Source organism: Geitlerinema sp. PCC 9228 (assembly GCF_001870905.1).
Lineage (GTDB): Bacteria > Cyanobacteriota > Cyanobacteriia > Cyanobacteriales > PCC-9228 > PCC-9228.
In genome coordinates, this window is the sequence record NZ_LNDC01000109.1 from 16,542 (window position 1) to 31,293 (window position 14,752).

At 50.1% G+C, this 14,752-nt stretch carries 15 protein-coding genes; 12 read left to right on the forward strand and 3 right to left on the reverse strand.

Annotated features, from left to right (window positions below; all coding sequences use genetic code 11):
• The first annotated feature begins 16 nt into the window (after positions 1 to 16).
• Positions 17 to 2,572 carry a sigma 54-interacting transcriptional regulator gene (locus AS151_RS12010; RefSeq protein WP_071517303.1) on the forward strand — a complete coding sequence of 852 codons (2,556 nt, stop codon included), beginning with the start codon at positions 17 to 19 and terminating at the stop codon, positions 2,570 to 2,572.
• 18 nt (positions 2,573 to 2,590) lie between these two features.
• Here the strand turns inward: AS151_RS12010 and AS151_RS12015 are convergent, their stop codons facing one another.
• Positions 2,591 to 3,547 (reverse strand): calcium/sodium antiporter, encoded by a 957-nt coding sequence (locus tag AS151_RS12015; protein WP_071517304.1) that lies wholly within the window; start codon positions 3,545 to 3,547, stop codon positions 2,591 to 2,593.
• 299 nt (positions 3,548 to 3,846) lie between these two features.
• Here AS151_RS12015 and AS151_RS12020 point away from each other — a divergent pair, with 299 nt between their 5' ends.
• The gene (locus tag AS151_RS12020) at positions 3,847 to 4,812 is read left to right on the forward strand and encodes a prohibitin family protein (RefSeq protein ID WP_071517305.1); all 966 of its coding nucleotides are present in this window, start codon (positions 3,847 to 3,849) and stop codon (positions 4,810 to 4,812) included.
• On the opposite strand, the gene AS151_RS12025 is transcribed toward AS151_RS12020, so the two are convergent.
• Positions 4,799 to 5,725, reverse strand: a complete 927-nt coding sequence (locus tag AS151_RS12025; RefSeq protein WP_071517306.1) for an alpha/beta hydrolase — start codon at positions 5,723 to 5,725, stop codon at positions 4,799 to 4,801. The genes AS151_RS12020 and AS151_RS12025 overlap by 14 nt on opposite strands.
• A gap of 149 nt (positions 5,726 to 5,874) precedes the next feature.
• On the opposite strand from AS151_RS12025, the gene AS151_RS12030 reads away from it, so the two are divergent.
• On the forward strand, positions 5,875 to 6,936 hold the full coding sequence (locus tag AS151_RS12030; protein WP_071517307.1) for a low specificity L-threonine aldolase: 1,062 nt from the start codon (positions 5,875 to 5,877) through the stop codon (positions 6,934 to 6,936).
• 32 nt (positions 6,937 to 6,968) lie between these two features.
• Here AS151_RS12030 and AS151_RS22125 read toward each other — a convergent pair whose 3' ends face one another.
• A complete protein-coding gene (locus tag AS151_RS22125; protein ID WP_071517308.1) occupies positions 6,969 to 7,151 on the reverse strand; it encodes a hypothetical protein in 183 nt (60 codons plus the stop codon).
• Here AS151_RS22125 and AS151_RS12040 point away from each other — a divergent pair.
• From AS151_RS12040 to menB, 9 genes are all read left to right on the forward strand, one after another.
• Positions 7,150 to 7,503, forward strand: coding sequence for an ATP synthase subunit I (locus tag AS151_RS12040; protein WP_071517309.1), 354 nt, complete (start codon positions 7,150 to 7,152; stop codon positions 7,501 to 7,503). The two genes, AS151_RS22125 and AS151_RS12040, sit on opposite strands and share 2 nt — an antisense overlap.
• Positions 7,504 to 7,600: 97 nt before the next feature.
• Positions 7,601 to 8,365 (forward strand): F0F1 ATP synthase subunit A, encoded by a 765-nt coding sequence (atpB, locus tag AS151_RS12045; RefSeq protein WP_170861384.1) that lies wholly within the window; start codon positions 7,601 to 7,603, stop codon positions 8,363 to 8,365.
• Between the two features lie 115 nt (positions 8,366 to 8,480).
• Positions 8,481 to 8,726 carry an ATP synthase F0 subunit C gene (gene atpE / locus AS151_RS12050; RefSeq protein WP_071517311.1) on the forward strand — a complete coding sequence of 82 codons (246 nt, stop codon included), beginning with the start codon at positions 8,481 to 8,483 and terminating at the stop codon, positions 8,724 to 8,726.
• Between the two features lie 323 nt (positions 8,727 to 9,049).
• Positions 9,050 to 9,538, forward strand: coding sequence for a F0F1 ATP synthase subunit B' (locus AS151_RS12055; protein ID WP_071517312.1), 489 nt, complete (start codon positions 9,050 to 9,052; stop codon positions 9,536 to 9,538).
• A gap of 79 nt (positions 9,539 to 9,617) precedes the next feature.
• A complete protein-coding gene (locus tag AS151_RS12060; RefSeq protein ID WP_071517313.1) occupies positions 9,618 to 10,139 on the forward strand; it encodes a F0F1 ATP synthase subunit B in 522 nt (173 codons plus the stop codon).
• A complete protein-coding gene (gene atpH / locus AS151_RS12065) occupies positions 10,136 to 10,690 on the forward strand; it encodes an ATP synthase F1 subunit delta (protein WP_071517314.1) in 555 nt (184 codons plus the stop codon). Before AS151_RS12060 ends, atpH begins: the two co-directional genes overlap by 4 nt.
• A gap of 107 nt (positions 10,691 to 10,797) precedes the next feature.
• Positions 10,798 to 12,315, forward strand: coding sequence for a F0F1 ATP synthase subunit alpha (atpA, locus tag AS151_RS12070; protein WP_071517315.1), 1,518 nt, complete (start codon positions 10,798 to 10,800; stop codon positions 12,313 to 12,315).
• 102 nt (positions 12,316 to 12,417) lie between these two features.
• On the forward strand, positions 12,418 to 13,368 hold the full coding sequence (locus AS151_RS12075; protein ID WP_071517316.1) for a F0F1 ATP synthase subunit gamma: 951 nt from the start codon (positions 12,418 to 12,420) through the stop codon (positions 13,366 to 13,368).
• Between the two features lie 161 nt (positions 13,369 to 13,529).
• Complete coding sequence (menB, locus tag AS151_RS12080; protein WP_071517317.1) at positions 13,530 to 14,363, forward strand: 1,4-dihydroxy-2-naphthoyl-CoA synthase; 834 nt, start codon at positions 13,530 to 13,532, stop codon at positions 14,361 to 14,363.
• Positions 14,364 to 14,752 lie beyond the last annotated feature (389 nt).

Consider the following 14,752-nt stretch of genomic DNA (forward strand, 5'->3'; position numbering starts at 1 on the left):
TCCTTAGAAATCGCCTATGACTGATGATGCCTCTATAAAAACTTGGCTGCAAGAGCGTACCAAACTCAGCCGGCTGCCCGACGAAGCCATTGACGCGATCGCCAAGCATTTACAAGCAATCACCATCGCCGCCAACCGGCATCTCGTTACCGCCGGGGCTTCTCCCCAAGCCCTTTATATCCTCCAACAAGGGCAACTAGCCATCCTCAAACACAACAACCAACCCGGCAAAATCCTGTCCCCCGGCGAACTCATCAACATCCAAGAACTGCTGCTCGAATCCAACATCTCCCAAACCCTCACCACCCTTACCGAAGTTCGCCTGTGGTCCCTCCCCGCCGCTACCTTCAATCAAATTGCCCGGGAATTTCCCCAAGTCTTCCAAACCTTTTCTCAATCCCTGCTAGACGAACTCACCCAAGTCTCGGCCCAACTAAGCTTCGAACAACAACGCCAAGCCGCCCTACGCCCCTACATCGTTCCCAAAGCCAGACGCGGCATCGTCGGCAGCAGTCGCTACGCCGTTCGCCTGCGCCAGCAAATTAAAAAAGCCTCCAACGACGCCCAATCCACCCTCATCTTCGGCGAACCAGGATTGGGCAAAGACAACATTGCCGCCCTCATCCACTTCGGTTCCCCCCAACGCCGCCAACCCATCATCAAAGTCAACAGCGGTCTGTTGCAACCCACAGGAGCCGATTTGTTTGGACGCGCCGGCGGCAAACCCGGACTCATCGAATGGCTGGACGAAGGCACCCTGGTACTCAACAACATCCAAGACCTGCCCAAAGAACTCTGCCCCCAAATCGAACAACTTTTAAAAACCGGTACCTATACCCCCGTCTCCCGGGGCAATACCACCGACAACGAACCCCGTACCTGTCGCGCGCGGATCGTTTTGGTATCCGAAAAAACCCAACCCAATATCGAACGTTGGGCTACTCACACCATCAAAGTGCCGCCCCTGCGAGTTCGTAAAAGCGACCTGAAAACCCAAGTGGAGTACTACATCAGCCTCTACTGTCGCTCCAAAGCCATTCCCAAACCCAAAATTACTCCAGAAGCCATCCGTCGCTTGCAATCCTATGACTTTCCCGGCAACCTCCAGGAACTGCAAAGCCTAGTGGAACGTGCCATTCAACAAATTGGCGGCGCTCAAGAACTGACCGAAGAAGTTTTTTGGTCGGCGGATAATAAGAAAAAACGGTTTCGTTGGAACCTCCTCAATGCCTATCCCAACTTCCGCAACTTCTTGCGCAGCCCGTGGTGGCCCGATCGCATCAATTATTGGTTTACCACCTGGTTTTTCGCGTTGGTGGTATTGATTTTATTTATCGGTCCCCAGGAACGCCACGAAAACTTCGCTTTGAATATGTTCTGGGCTTGGTGGTGGCCGGTGGTTTTGCTAATTTTTCCCTTTTTGGGACGCATCTGGTGCGCGGTTTGTCCGTTTATGATTTACGGCGAAATTGCCCAAAAAGTATCCCTGTGGCTGTTTCCCCGTAAATTGAAAAAATGGCCCCGAGAACGCGCCGAAAAATACGGCGGTTGGTTTTTATTCGGTTTGTTTGCCCTGATTTTCCTGTGGGAAGAACTGTGGCATCTGGAAAATACCGCCTACCTCTCCAGTTGCCTGTTGCTGTTGATTACCGCCGGGGCAGTGATTTTCTCGACAATCTTTGAACGGCGGTTTTGGTGTCGCTATTTGTGTCCCATTGGCGGCATGAACGGCTTGTTTGCCAAACTCTCCATAACCGAACTGCGCGCCCAACAGGGGATTTGCTCCGCCACTTGCACCACCTACCAGTGTTACAAAGGTGGCCCGGAAAAAGGGGAAGGGCAAGAAACCGATGGCTGTCCGCTGTATTCCCATCCCGCCCAGCTTCAGGACAATCGCGACTGCGTGTTGTGCATGACCTGTTTGAAAGCTTGCCCCCACCGGTCGGTGGAAGTGAATTTGCGCCCGCCAGGTATCGAACTGTGGACGACGCACATTCCTCGCGGCTACGAAGTGGCGTTGCTGTTGCTGTTGCTGGGAGGCATTTTTCTGCGTCGCTTGCCGCAAATCGAACAAGGTTTGGGCGTGAATATGAATGTGGAGAGTTTGGACCTTACCCATGCTGGATTTTCCATGTTGGCTTTGGCGTTGCCAGCTTTACTACCTTTGCTGGCTCAGGTGGTTATGGTTGCTAGCTACAAAATTGCTCACTATGTGGGGAATAACTGGCCCAAACCTCGTCCGTTTGTAGAAATGGCTTATGGATATTTGCCTCTGGTGTTGGGCGGCAATTTGGCCCACTATTTGCATTTAGGGTTAACGGAAGGAGGACGTTTGTTGCCCGTCGCTATGACCACGTTTGGGTTATCTGGGGAACAAATGCCTGCTTTGGTTGCCCATCCGGCGGTGGTGAGTTTTTTGCAGGGAACCACGGTACTGGTTTCGATGGCGCTGACTTTCTTTTTAACCAATAAAATTGCCCGGCAACCCCTGAAGGCGATTTGGCCGCAACACGTAGCCGCGATCGCGTTGGGAAGTAGTTTTTGGTTGTTTATTGTTAATATGAAGATGTGATCTTTTTGGGAACATGGCCTAGATAAAGTGAAATGTATGTCCCACAAACCAAATATAAAACATGACAAACGTCCAACCTTCCCAAGCAGTTACTTTTTTATCTTGAACCACAAAAAATAGCAAAATGGTTCCCACCAACATCAGTGGCAAACCATTTTGAATGGTGGATGGTGCCAGCACCAAAGTCCCCGCCAATCCCGGAATGCCCATAACAAAAAATGAGTTAAAAATATTGGAGCCAATGACATTACCCACCGCCACTTCGGCTTTGTCTTTTTTAGCCATGGTCACGGAGACCACCAACTCCGGTAGGGAAGTACCAAAAGCCACAATACTAATGGCAATAATTTCTTGCCCTACTTGGATAATTTCTGAAATTTCCCGTACGGAGTCGATGGTATAATTGGCACCTAAAATCATGGTCAGACAGCCGATAACGAGTTTGGCGATCGCTTTTTTAGGAAAACGGCTAGAGCGGATTTTTTCTGCGGTTTCCGTCTCTACAACCACCTCTGTACTACCTTCTTGAAAAATATAAATAACATAAATCAAAAAACCAAATAAACTCAAAATGGCTTCCCCAATGGAAAACGTGCCATCCTGCACGATCAAATACAGCCATACCCCAGAACCCACAAAAATAGGCAAATCTACATCTACCAAATCGTAGGTAATGTTGATATTGCGCCGCGTCATAATTGCCGCTGCGCCAACGATTAGAAAAATATTAACAATATTGGAACCGACCACATTGCCCAAAACCACTTCCGAACTACCATGCCAAGTTGCGGCAATTGATGATAGCAACTCTGGCAAAGATGTTCCCACTGCCACAATCGTCACGCCAATAATAAAAGGCGGCAAGCCAAACCAAAGCCCGATTTTTTCAGCAGCTTCCGTAAACCAATCCGAACCTTTAACCAAACCAGCCAGACTCACAGCCAGAAGAGCTATCCACCGAAGGAGTTCTAACAATTTCTCAAACCCAGATTTCTACTACTAAAATTTCTATTATGTCATGGAAATGTCTGGATAGGCGTGGTTTGTAAGGAATCTTTTCTTGATGGACATTTTTCCTGGGAAAAGAACAGCGATTTGGGGGCGGTTCCATCCAGCAAAGCCTGTTACCCTGAATGTATATCGAGCTACCGAAGCAAACAGAAACGGCACCTGTATTTGCTGGCGCTCGTTATGACCACGCAACCAAGGGCTACGTTGCCCTCTAGGGTGATGGGCAAAACATAGATAGAGTCCCAAAATTTTGGAGATTTTTAATGACAAAGAACCAGGGTATCGGAATTATACAAGCGATTATCGGCGGCATTATCGCTCTTTTGGTAATTCTCAGCTTTAATGCTTTTGTGGTGATTCAACCGGGAGAAGCCGGCGTACTTAATATTTTAGGAAAAGCTCGCGATGGGGCTTTGCTAGAAGGGGTACACGTGAAACCACCTTTTGTGGGCAAAGTAGATGTTTACGACGTCACCGTCCAAAAATTTGAAGTTCCCGCCCAAAGCGCCACCAAAGACTTGCAAGAGCTATCGGCGCGTTTTGCCATCAACTTCCGCATCGACCCCGACCGAGTGGTCGAAATTCGGCGTACTCAGGGAACCCTTTCCAACGTGGTGTCGAAAATTATCGCACCGCAAACCCAAGAATCGTTTAAAATCGCTGCTGCCAAACGAACCGCCGAAGAATCGATTACCCGCCGCGACGACCTCAAAGAAACCTTTGACATAGCGCTCAACTCCCGTCTGGAGAAATACGGCATTATCATCATGGATACCAGCATCGTGGATCTGGAATTTTCCGAAGAATTTGCCAAAGCCGTAGAAGACAAGCAAATCGCGGCGCAAAGAGCCCGGCGGGCTGTTTACATTGCCAAAGAAGCCGAACAAAAGGCACAAGCAGATATTAACCGCGCCAAAGGTCGTGCCGAAGCGCAAAGACTCTTGGCAGAAACCTTGAAAGCACAAGGTGGCGAGTTGGTCTTGCAAAAAGAGGCCATCGAAGCCTGGCGAAATGGGGGTTCCCAAATGCCCAATGTTTTGGTGATTAACGGCCAGTCTCAAGGTGGGGGAATTCCTTTCTTGTTTGACTTGAAAGAGTTTTCTCGGGACAACGCCGACGGCGAAGCCCCGGAAATAGATATTCCCGAACCAGAGGAGTCGTCACAGGAGCTGGAAAACCAGTCTATCGAGCCGCAAAGCGATTTTGACAGCCGTTTTAGACGGAATTAGTCGCGTGGGGCAAAAAGCTGGCAATCTGCTGGCTGACCAGTTCTGGTTGTTCTAAATGGGGAACGTGACCGCAGTTAGGAATCCAAGTTAATTGGGAATGGGGAATGCCTTGTTGAAATTTGTAGGCATCCTGAGTGCCTAAAATGCGATCGCTGTCTCCCCATAAAATAAGCGTAGGTGGTTGCAGGTTCTGGAGGTGTTTTTGAAAGGAACCGTAACCACCGCTTTTGGTGAAGGAAATTAGGGCGCGATGCCAGTTGGGCATTTCTAAATGTAGGGCGGCACACTGCCAGGCATCGGCGGAGTTTAAACTTTTATTGTAGTAGGCATTGTAGCTAATGCGATCGCGTACGCCCGGACGGCGCAAAAATTCCGCTGCCCAAAAATCCAGAGGGGGAAATAAAAATTTGCCGACAATAGGACCGCGTTTGCAGCCGACGCTGTCTAGCAAGACCAATTTTTCCACCGCATCGGGATAGGTCAGGGTGAAATCAATGGCGGCAGCCCCACCCATGGAAGCGCCTACCAAAATCACTGGGCGATTGATGAGTTGTTGCCAGGTAGCATATAAGTGGGTTTTGATGGCCTCGCTGTCAAAGGAAAGGTCGGCCAATCGTTCGGTAAAGCCAAATCCCAGCAAGTCTATCGCCCAGGTTTCGCGATGGGGGGTTAGTAAGGGCAACAAACGCCGAAATTCCAAAACCGAACTATCAAATCCGTGCAGGAGCAAAATGGGAGGAGAACCGCTGCCTTGGCAGATGTAGGTGGTGGGAATGGTCGCTTTCTCCTTCACCAGACGCTTCGCGAACGGATAGGGGGTTTTGATGGGGGTACGTTGGATCTTTTGGGCGGTTTCGATGGAGGCGGTTTCGGTTAAATTTTCTACCGCGGGTGGCAGGAAGGAAGGAAACATAGGAGGTGCAATGGTTTGTGTGCGTTTTCTAACAGAGTTTCGCTGCGCTGGAAAAATCTTCTTTTTATCATAGAAGGAGAAATTGTTAAAAAACATCAACGGCGGCCGGTTCGGTTGCCCGACTGAGTGGGCACACATGAGAAACTTCTATGAACTTTTGTAGCGATAACACTGGTAACCTGGCACCCGAGATTTTAGCGGCACTAGCGGCAGCAAACGACGGCAGTGCTATGCCCTATGGCAACGATGAAATGAGCCAACGGTTAGAAGGGAAATTTGGCGAACTATTTGAAACGGAGGTGGCTGTTTTTCCGGTGGCGACGGGAACGGCTGCCAATGCGTTGGCTTTATCGGTGATGGTACCGCCTTTTGGGGCGATTTATTGCCACGCACAAGCCCATATCCATACCGACGAATGCGGTGCCCCGGAATTGTTTTCTGGTGGGGCAAAATTGGTGCCTGTGGCGGGGGAAAACGGAAAAATAGACCCCGACGCTTTGGCGGCAACCTTGGCAGCTGCGGAGGCGGGGGTGGTGCATCACGTGCAGCCGGCAGCTATTAGCCTGACCCAGGCAACGGAAGCGGGGACAATTTATCAGATAGAAAAAATTCAGCAAATTTGTGCGATTGGGAAAGATTATGGCTTGCCCGTGCACATGGATGGGGCTAGATTTGCCAATGCGATCGCTACATTGAATTGTTCGCCGGCGGATGTGACCTGGAAGGCTGGGGTTGATGTGCTTTCGTTTGGTGCCACCAAAAATGGCGCGATGGCGGCGGAAGCGGTGGTGTTCTTCAATCGCGAGTTAGCAGAGACATTTGTTTACCGGCGCAAGCGCGGGGGGCATTTGTGGTCGAAAATGCGCTATTTATCCGCCCAGTTAGACGCCTATATCAGCGACGACCTGTGGTTGCGCAATGCCCGCCATGCCAATCAAATGGCAACGCGCTTGGCACGGGGATTGCAGGCTTTGTCGGCGGGGAAAATTCTCTATCCGGTGCAGGGAAATGAAGTCTTTGTCTGCCTGGCGGAACCTTTGATAGCCACGTTGCAGGCGCAAGGATTTCAGTTTTATCGTTGGCAAAACCAGGGCGATGGCGCGGTGGTGCGTTTGGTAACTGGCTTCAATACGCCACCGGAAGCCGTGCGGGATTTTTTGGAGGCGGTGGAACGCTACCAGCGATCGCTATCTTCCCTGGTAACATCTTAAAATTTGCCAGCCAAGAAACGATTTAAGTGTTGTTACAAATACATGATATTATGCTTCGTGGTTTGAATCTTACCGGTCAAGTCTGTAAGGGGAATGGGAGCGATCGTGTACTCGGGAGAATCATCATCCGCCAACGCCAATACACCAACGGCAACCGGGCAAAGCCACCAAACAGCTTCCTCCGAAGCTAGGACCGCTTCCACGGGCAGTTCCATGCAGGAATTTTACCAGCTGAAGCGAAACCTCTTATGGTGGACGCTGGTCCTAACCGCCATCATTTTCGTGTCGGTGTGGATTGCCTACAATCTGAATATTGCCCTTAACTATTTCATTGGTGCCTGTATTGGTGTAATTTACCTAAGGATGCTAGCGAAAGATGTGGAAGCCTTAGGCGGCCAAAAGGTCAAACTCAGCAAAACGCGATTCGTTCCCTTAATTGGGGCGATTGTTTTGGCAAGTCAGTGGAACCAGCTCCAGATTTTGCCGATTTTCTTGGGGTTTGTCACTTACAAAGCCGCCCTCATTGGGTATACCTTAACCAGCCTGCTGCCCGACAACCGTCGGTAGGCAGTGGTGGGTAAAAATGTCCCATGCTCCCTCAGCCAAAGCTCGTTTCCCTTGCAGATAGACATGGAACTTGAAGCCGACGTTTGCGCTTCTCAAAATACACATGCTGGATGTTTTCAACGCCATTTCTTCACCCCTAATTGCTGCCGAACCTGACTTAGGTGTTGGCGAGCACTTTTATTGGCAAATTGGCAATCTTACCATTCACGGTCAGGTGTTTCTGACCTCCTGGTTTGTCATTGCGGTGTTGGTGGTGGCTTCTCTGCTCGCCACGCGCAATTTGCAAAGAGTTCCCAGCGGTCTGCAAAACTTTATGGAATATGCCCTAGAGTTTGTTCGGGATATTGCCAAAGCCCAAATCGGCGAAAAAGAATATCGCCCGTGGGTGCCGTTTGTGGGAACGTTATTTTTGTTCATTTTTGTGTCAAACTGGTCAGGGGCGCTTCTCCCTTGGAAAATTGTAGAGGTTCCCGAAGGGGAACTGGCAGCTCCTACCAACGACATCAACACCACGGTGGCCTTGGCCCTGCTGACCTCGCTGGCGTATTTTTACGCTGGCATTAGCAAGCGTGGCTTGAAGTACTTTTCTCGGTACATCGAGCCCACGCCCATTCTCTTACCGATCAACATTCTAGAAGATTTTACAAAACCCCTCTCCCTTAGCTTCCGTCTATTTGGTAACATTCTGGCGGATGAGCTGGTTGTCGCCGTGTTGGTTTTCTTGGTTCCCCTGTTTATTCCGCTGCCGGTGATGGCATTGGGTCTGTTTACCAGTGCGATTCAGGCACTTATTTTTGCCACCCTAGCCGGAGCGTACATTGGGGAAGCCATCGAACACGGGGAAGAGGAAGCCGAAGAGTAACGCGCAATGGTCGAAATGTCGCTTGTGGATATGGAGACCATTGCCAAACCGTGGTAAGTTCCTTTAGGAACCATATTTGTTGCGTTTGTAATTACAGAAAAGGAAACAAAAAGTCATGGAACAACTAACTGCTGCTGCTTCTGTTATCGCTGCTGCTCTCGCCGTCGGTTTAGCAGCCATCGGACCCGGTCTTGGACAAGGAAACGCTGCCGGACAGGCTGTAGAAGGGATTGCCCGTCAGCCAGAAGCTGAAGGCAAAATCCGCGGTACTTTGCTATTGAGCTTGGCATTTATGGAAGCGCTGACCATTTATGGTCTGGTTGTCGCCCTCGTATTGCTGTTTGCGAACCCCTTCTCCTAGATTTTAATCGTTTTCCAGGTGGAGATGCCACGCGGACATCTCTACCTGAGGTTCATTGGTTGACCCCGAACCAGAATTTGTGGCACTGGCTGTCTGGGTTGCCAGAACGGCTGTGCCCAACCTGTTTCGGGGACCCCCTCGCCGCCGAACGTGCGTGCCATTTTGATGGGGTTCTGATGCAAAAAAACTTGTACCCCTTTGATCGGATCGATCGGCGTTTCCCACAGTCTAGTCGCTTGCGGAGGGAACCAGGTGGCGGACTTGCTTGAACGCCGAAGGTTTCCCTATGGCTATAAAAGACGTGGTTGCCAACGGAGGATTTCATGACCTATTGGAGCATTCTACTAGCAGCGGAAACGGCAGCTGAGGAAGGGGGACTGTTTGATTTTGACGCTACTTTACCTTTGATGGCAGTGCAGTTTTTAATTCTGGCTGCCATTCTCAATGCGATTTTCTACAAACCTTTAGGAAAAGCCATTGACGAGCGGGAAGATTACGTCCGCTCCAACAAAGAAGAGGCAAAGGAACGCTTGCAAAAAGCCGAGCAACTGCGCGTGCAATACGAGCAACAAGTTGCCCAAGCGCGCAAACAGTCCCAAGAAGCTATTGCTGCCGCTCAAGCCGAAGCACAAGAAACCATGTCCCAGCAAATTGCTGAGGCGCAAAAAGAAGCCCAAAAGAACCGGGAAGAGGCAGCTCGCGAAATTGCCCAACAAAAAGAAGAGGCTTTGAAATCCCTGGAACAACAGGTAGATACCCTCAGCAACCAAATTTTAGAAAAGGTGCTTGGAAAAGAGCTGGCCAGCAAGTAGTTGGCAGCGACGGGGCAAAGTGAGTTTTTCATCTACCGAGTTAGCGTTTGTCCCAGCGAACGATATGGAGTAAAGTCTCATGATCGATTTTTTCCTGCTCGCCACCGAGGGTGGCTTTGGGTTCAATTTTGACCCCTTAGATACCAATCTGGTGAACTTGGCTATTATCATCGGGGTTCTGTATTACTTTGGGCGTCAGTTTTTGGGCAAAATCCTCAGCGAGCGGCGGGCCAATATTGAAGAGGCTATTCAAGATGCTGAACGACGCCAGAAAGAGGCTGCTGATGCCCTATCTCAGGCGGAGTCGGATTTGGCTCAAGCGCAAGCCAAAGCGGAGCAAATTCGCCAGCGAGGACAGGAACAAGCCAAAGCTGCCAAAGAAGCCATTCTGGAAGAGGCCAAGCGGGATGTGGAACGTTTGAAAGCAGAGGCCTCTAGGGAAATGGAAACCGAACGCGAACAGGTAATTGCTGAAATTCGCCGGCGTATTTTTAGCATGGCCTTAGAAAAAGCAGAATCCGAGATCGATAACAAATTGGATGAGTCGGCGCAGCAAAAACTCATCGACCGTAGCATTGCGATGCTAGGAGGACGCCAATGACAAGCGGTTCCGTAAGCGCGGAGATAGCAACTCCCTATGCGGAGGCTTTGATGTCTCTGGCAAAAGAGAACAATCTCACCGATCGCATGGGCGATGACACCCGTTTTCTGTTGGAATTGCTGGAAAATTCGCCAGATTTGAAGCAATTTCTCAACAATCCCCTCGTTGTTACCGATAAGAAAAAGGCGGCATTGCGGCAACTCCTTGCCGATCGCGTACATGCGTATACGCTCAATTTTGTGATGTTGCTGCTCGATCGCAAGCGCATTGCCTTTTTAGAGGACATGTGCGAAGTGTATTTAGATTTATTGCGGGAACTCAAGCAAACGGTTCTGGCGAAAGTCACCAGTACGGTGGAATTGAATGAACAACAGAAGCAAGCCGTACGCGATCGCGTCCTCGCCATGACCCAAGCCCAGGGGGTCGAATTGCAAACCCAAGTGGACCCATCTCTTCTGGGTGGTATGGTGGTGGAAGTAGGTTCCCAAGTGCTCGATGCGAGCGTCCGCGGACAGCTACGCCGTTTGTCTTTGAGTATGCAAGTTGCCTAAAGGCAAACCCCTAATGGCATCTTTAGAATAACAATAAAAGTAGCGGCACCTTTTCCGGACTGCGGAAAACACACAAACAACGGACACCAACAACAAGAGCAACGGTTATGGTAAGTATCAAACCTGAAGAAATTAGCAGCATTATCCGCCAACAGATCGAAGAGTACGACCAAGAAGTACAAGTTTCCAATGTTGGTACGGTTCTCCAGGTAGGCGACGGGATTGCCCGGATTTATGGCTTGGAAAAAGTCATGGCTGGGGAACTGGTAGAATTTGAAGAAGGCACCATCGGCATTGCCTTAAACCTGGAAGAGGACAACGTGGGTGCTGTGTTGATGGGAGAAGGTCGGGACATTCAGGAAGGCTCTAGCGTCAAAGCCACCGGCCGCATTGCTTCGGTTCCCGTGGGCGAACAGATGATCGGGCGCATTGTGGATTCGCTGGGTCGCGCCATCGATGGCAAAGGGGATCTGAAGCTGGAAGAAACCCGCTTGCTGGAATCTCCTGCTCCCAGCATTATCGACCGCAAATCGGTATACGAACCCCTACAAACAGGCATTGCTGCTATTGATGCCATGATTCCCATCGGTCGGGGACAGCGGGAGCTGATCATCGGCGACCGTCAAACCGGCAAAACCGCGATCGCCGCAGATACCATCATCAACCAAAAAGGTCAAGATGTCATCTGTATCTACGTTGCCATCGGCCAGAAAGCTTCGACCGTAGCTCAGGTAGCCAGCGCCCTAGAAGAAAAAGGCGCTATGGACCACACCATCATCGTGGCTGCCAACGCCAGCGACCCAGCGCCCCTGCAATACTTGGCCCCCTACACCGGTGCCAGCATTGCCGAACACTTCATGTACCAAGGCAAGCACACGTTGGTCATTTACGACGACCTCACCAAGCAAGCACAAGCTTACCGACAAATGTCCCTGCTGCTGCGCCGTCCCCCCGGTCGCGAAGCCTTCCCCGGAGACGTGTTCTACCTGCACTCTCGTTTGCTGGAACGTGCCGCCAAGCTCAACGAAAACTTGGGCGAAGGCAGCATGACCGCCCTTCCCATCATCGAAACCCAAGCTGGCGACGTTTCCGCTTACATTCCCACCAACGTCATTTCCATTACCGACGGACAAATCTTCCTCTCCTCCGACCTGTTCAATGCTGGTATCCGCCCGGCGATTAACGTGGGGATTTCCGTGTCCCGGGTTGGTTCTTCGGCGCAAACCAAAGCCATGAAAAAGGTTGCTGGGAAAGTGAAGCTGGAATTGGCTCAATTCTCGGAACTAGAAGCGTTTGCTCAGTTCTCTTCTGACTTAGACGCCGCCACTCAAAAACAACTGGCGCGCGGTCAGCGCCTGCGGGAATTGCTGAAGCAACCCCAGTACGAGCCTTTGGATCTGCACGAAGAAGTGGCAGTGCTTTATACCGGTATTAACGGCTACTTGGACGATATTCCGGTCAATCAGGTCACCAGCTTCATGCAAGGTTTGCGGGACTATCTCAACACCGAAAAACCCCAATTTGGGGAAATGATTAACGAGAAAAAAGTCCTCACCGACGAGATTGTCAACACCCTCGAAGAAGGCATTAAAGAGTACAAGCAAACTTTCACTGTCTCTACCTAAATGTCTTTTGCGCTTTCTTGGTCCTACCCCTTCCATGGTTTGCTCTAGCAGGGGTGGGACTGAGGCATTTTGGACCCTTGACCACCAACCCATCACGAAACTATGGCGAACTTGAAAGCGATTCGCGATCGCATCAACTCCGTTAAAAATACCCGCAAAATTACGGAAGCCATGCGCTTGGTGGCAGCAGCGAAAGTCCGGCGCGCCCAGGAACAAGTCACCTCAACGCGCCCTTTTGCTGACTGCTTGGCTCAGGTTCTCTACGGTCTCCAAAGCCGCCTGCGCTTTGAAGACGTGGATCTACCCTTGCTAAAACAGCGGGAAACCCGGTCGGTAGCTTTGTTGGTTGTTTCCGCCGATCGCGGTTTGTGTGGCGGCTACAATAGCAACATCATCAAACGTGCCGAAAGCCGCGCCAAAGAAATCCAAGCCGAAGGTCTCGATTACAAATACGTCCTAGTGGGACGCAAAGCCACCCAATACTTCCAACGGCGCAAAGCTCCTATCGACGCCACCTATACCGACTTGGAGCAAATTCCCACCTCTTCCGAAGCTTCGGAAATTGCGGACGAACTGCTATCTTTATTCTTGTCGGAAACCGTAGACCGGGTGGAGCTGGTTTATACCAAATTTGTTTCTTTGGTCAGTTCCCGTCCGGTCATTCAAACCTTACTTCCTTTGTCTCCCCAGGGGTTGGAAGTTAGCGACGATGAAATCTTTCGCCTGACGACCCGCGGCGGCCAGTTTGAAGTGGAACGGGAAAAAGTTTCCACCCCCGTCCGCAGCTTCCCCCGGGATATGATTTTCGAGCAAGACCCCACGCAAATTCTCAACGCCCTGTTGCCTCTATACCTCAACAACCAATTGTTGCGGGCATTGCAAGAAGCAGCAGCCAGCGAATTGGCTTCTCGCATGACCGCCATGAACAACGCCAGCGACAACGCCAGCGAACTGATCGACAACCTGACCATTTCCTACAACAAAGCCCGCCAAGCTGCCATTACCCAAGAAATTGCGGAAGTGGTAGGCGGTGCCGAAGCTTTGAAGGGATAGAACGCGCGGGCAACCGTGGCCAACGTAGGGGCGCACTTCCGCCCCTACCGAGTGCATAAAATTTTATTTGAATTCAAAAATAGATAGGAAAATTTTTTTTAATTCCCATTTTCTATCTTGTTATAATTTTTTGTCCAAATTTTTTCTTGATTTCCAGTTATATGCAAGTTGAATGGCAACCTGTCAAACAATATCAAGATATTCTCTATCACAAAGCGGAGGGGATGGCGAAAATTACCATCAACCGTCCCCACAAGCGCAATGCCTTCCGCCCGCAAACGGTTTTTGAAATGTACGATGCCTTTCTCGACGTACGCGACGATAGCGAGATTGGTGTGGTTTTTCTCACGGGAGCTGGTCCTCACACGGATGGCAAGTATGCTTTTTGTTCCGGCGGCGACCAAAGTATCCGCGGCGAGGCGGGGTACGTAGACGACAGTGGCGTTCCCCGGCTGAATGTGCTGGATTTGCAGCGTTTGATTCGTTCTCTGCCCAAGGTGGTGATTGCTTTGGTGGCGGGGTATGCTATCGGTGGCGGTCACGTTTTGCACGTGGTTTGCGACCTAACCATTGCTGCTGATAATGCTATTTTTGGACAAACTGGTCCCAAAGTCGGTAGCTTTGATGGAGGATTTGGGGCAAGCTATTTGGCGCGTATGGTGGGACAAAAGAAAGCTCGGGAAATGTGGTTTCTCTGCCGTCAGTACGATGCCCAGCAAGCTCTGGATATGGGGTTGGTGAATGCTGTTGTGCCTGTGGAGCAACTAGAATCAGAAGGAATTCAATGGGCGCAAGAGATTTTAACCAAGAGTCCCCTGGCAATTCGCTGTCTGAAAGCTGCTTTTAATGCCGATTGCGATGGACAAGCAGGTTTGCAAGAACTGGCTGGCAATGCAACGCTTTTGTACTATATGAGTGAAGAAGCACAGGAAGGAAAACAAGCATTTATTGAAAAACGGCAGCCAAATTTCCGCCAATATCCCTGGCGTCCGTAAGCGATCGCTGGGAAAGTTAGCACGATTGTGCGGCACGCTAAAATTTCCCACCTCACCACCTACCGTTTTCTTCAGTCTCTTCCCTTTTTATCTCATAGTATTTCTGAAAAAGAACGATAGACAAAAATCTCCCGATTATTTATTGCAGATTTTTCAGAAAATGGTAGAAAATATCATTTTGACACACACATCGGATTTGCTATGAAGTGCGGAATGTGGGAAATAAAAAAAAGAGAATCAAAGTAACTCTGCTACTTCCTAATAGGTTGTTTACTGGACAATAATTGACTTTTATTGACTTGATCGTCGTAGCCATCTTTCTTAAAGATTGGCTGGATGTGATTACGGGAGACACTGACTATCTTTCCATTCACACTCAGGCTAAAGCT